Source organism: Martinezella lusitana, from assembly GCF_016901135.1.
Classification (GTDB): Bacteria; Pseudomonadota; Alphaproteobacteria; order Rhizobiales; family Rhizobiaceae; genus Rhizobium; species Rhizobium lusitanum_D.
This window is the reverse complement of record NZ_JAFEVL010000077.1, coordinates 1-1,851: the sequence shown is the minus strand read 5'-3', so window position 1 is coordinate 1,851 and position 1,851 is coordinate 1. Positions and strand designations below refer to the sequence as shown.

Below are 1,851 nucleotides of genomic sequence, written 5' to 3'. Positions count from 1 at the left end.
AAAGCATCCTGGCCATCGCGTCAGCGATGGCATGATCGCTGTAAGGCTTTGAGAAGAATCGACTTCCCTCAGGAAGGCTGCTCTCTTGGAGGATTGCCCTGCCGGAAGCAACAATCAACTTGACCGGCGGCCATCGGTTACGGATGTAATGGGAGAGCTTGATGCCGTCCATTGTTCCCGGCATCTGCACATCGGTGAAGACCAGGTCGATGTTGGCTCTCGATTCCAGAATGCGAATTGCCTCGTCAGCGTCGCTCGCCTCGAGCGCCTCGTAGCCGGCGGATCGAACCAGGTCGACGGCGCCCATTCGAATGATCGCGCTGTCTTCGACCACCAGGATGACCGCCTTGCCATTAAACATATGTCACTCGGTTTTTGTGTGAGCCGGGGAGTCCTAGGCTCAGTTGATAACGTTTCGGTGAAAGGTCAGTTCCTAGGCGGCCGCTGGAATTCTGGTTCGACGGGCGGCATCTCCGCGATGACTGATTGTCACGGCAGTTCCAGGGCTTGCATCGCTCAACTTGATCTCGCCCTGTAGATTCCGGGCAAGAGCCTCGACGATGCCTGTGCCCAGGCCAGCCTTGGCAGCAATACTGCCACTAGGCATGCCTACGCCGTCGTCAGATACAGAAAGTGTCCAGTCGCTGCCGGTCGAGCGATAGTCTATCGCGATCCTTCCGGTCTGCTGTTCAGGGAAGGCGTGCTTGAGAGCGTTAATCACCAATTCGGTTACGATAAGCCCCAGGCTTACGGAGACGTCCGCGTCGACGACGCTGTCATCCCCTGTCACCGATATCGAGAACTGGTTCTCGTTAGCAATCATCGATGCGCCCAGGCTCTCGCAAAGCTGCGTGAAATAGCTGCGGAGTTCGACATTGCCGCCGCTTGATGTCGAGAGTTGTCGCTGTACGGCCGCGATTGACATGACCCGGTGATGGGCGTTGTGAAGATGTCCGCGCGCTTCCTCCGACTGCACCCGACGTGCGCTCTGCATAAGGACGCTCGCAATGATCTGAAGGCTGTTTGCGACGCGATGCTGGACTTCCTGTATCAGGATTGCTTTGTCCCGGACGAGGTCATCTTTCAGTTTTGCTTCGACGCGCGCGTCGGTCACGTCGGAAAGGGCCACCAGCAGCCGGATATGGTCCTTGTTACCATCGTCAAGAATTTGCGCATTGACGACCAACTGGCGTGTCTTCTGGTCTGGCCGCGTGAGGTCAATTTCGTAGGCCTCGATCTTCGCGCTCCCGGAGGCCGTCGCCTTCAAAAGCGAGGCGAGCCTGGGCATTGCCCACTCACCGTTTCCAAGCTCACTGAGTGCTCTGCCGGGAATTGTCGCAGGATCGATCTCGAAAGCCCGGCAGAACGATGTGCTCGCCGCAATGACCTTCTGGTCTGCGGACAGGAACAGCAACGGCTCGTTTGATGAGACCACGACGGCAAGCGTACTGGCCGCCTCGAAATGGACAATCGGTTCTTTGGACATGGAAATGGCCCTCATGGGCCGAAAACTCGCGTAGCGAATCATCACTCGGCAGGAGCGCCGTCAATACAAACCTTAGAATGACGCTCTAAGGCACGATACCACGTCCCCCGCCGATCAACATCATCCTTTATTGCCATGGGCAGGTTTTCAAGACGCTGCTGTGCCTCGGATTGTGCCGGACATCTCGGACTTGAAAGAGGTACCACTGACAGAACGGCAAGGGTGCCCCGGTCGACGTTCGTGGCCGTAAAACGAGCGGTCAATCGCGAGGCGCGAGTGCTCTTAGCTTTTCCGAGGAAGCTGTAAGGGAAGAATTCAGAGAATTGCGACCCCAAGCGATGAAGCTTCGCTTTCACAACGACCAA

3 protein-coding genes are annotated in these 1,851 nt (G+C 56.9%); all 3 read right to left on the bottom strand.

Features of this window, described 5'->3' with window-relative positions:
• Window positions 1-361, bottom strand: a 361-nt coding sequence (locus JTP94_RS34825) for a response regulator (protein WP_204854895.1), incomplete at its 3' end; no start/stop codon positions are given.
• Window positions 362-433: 72 nt separating this feature from the next.
• Window positions 434-1,486 (bottom strand): sensor histidine kinase, encoded by a 1,053-nt coding sequence (locus JTP94_RS34820; RefSeq protein WP_204854894.1) that lies wholly within the window; start codon window positions 1,484-1,486, stop codon window positions 434-436.
• Window positions 1,487-1,527: 41 nt separating this feature from the next.
• Window positions 1,528-1,851 (bottom strand): hypothetical protein (locus tag JTP94_RS34815; RefSeq protein ID WP_204854893.1); only part of this gene is annotated, 324 nt, incomplete at its 5' end.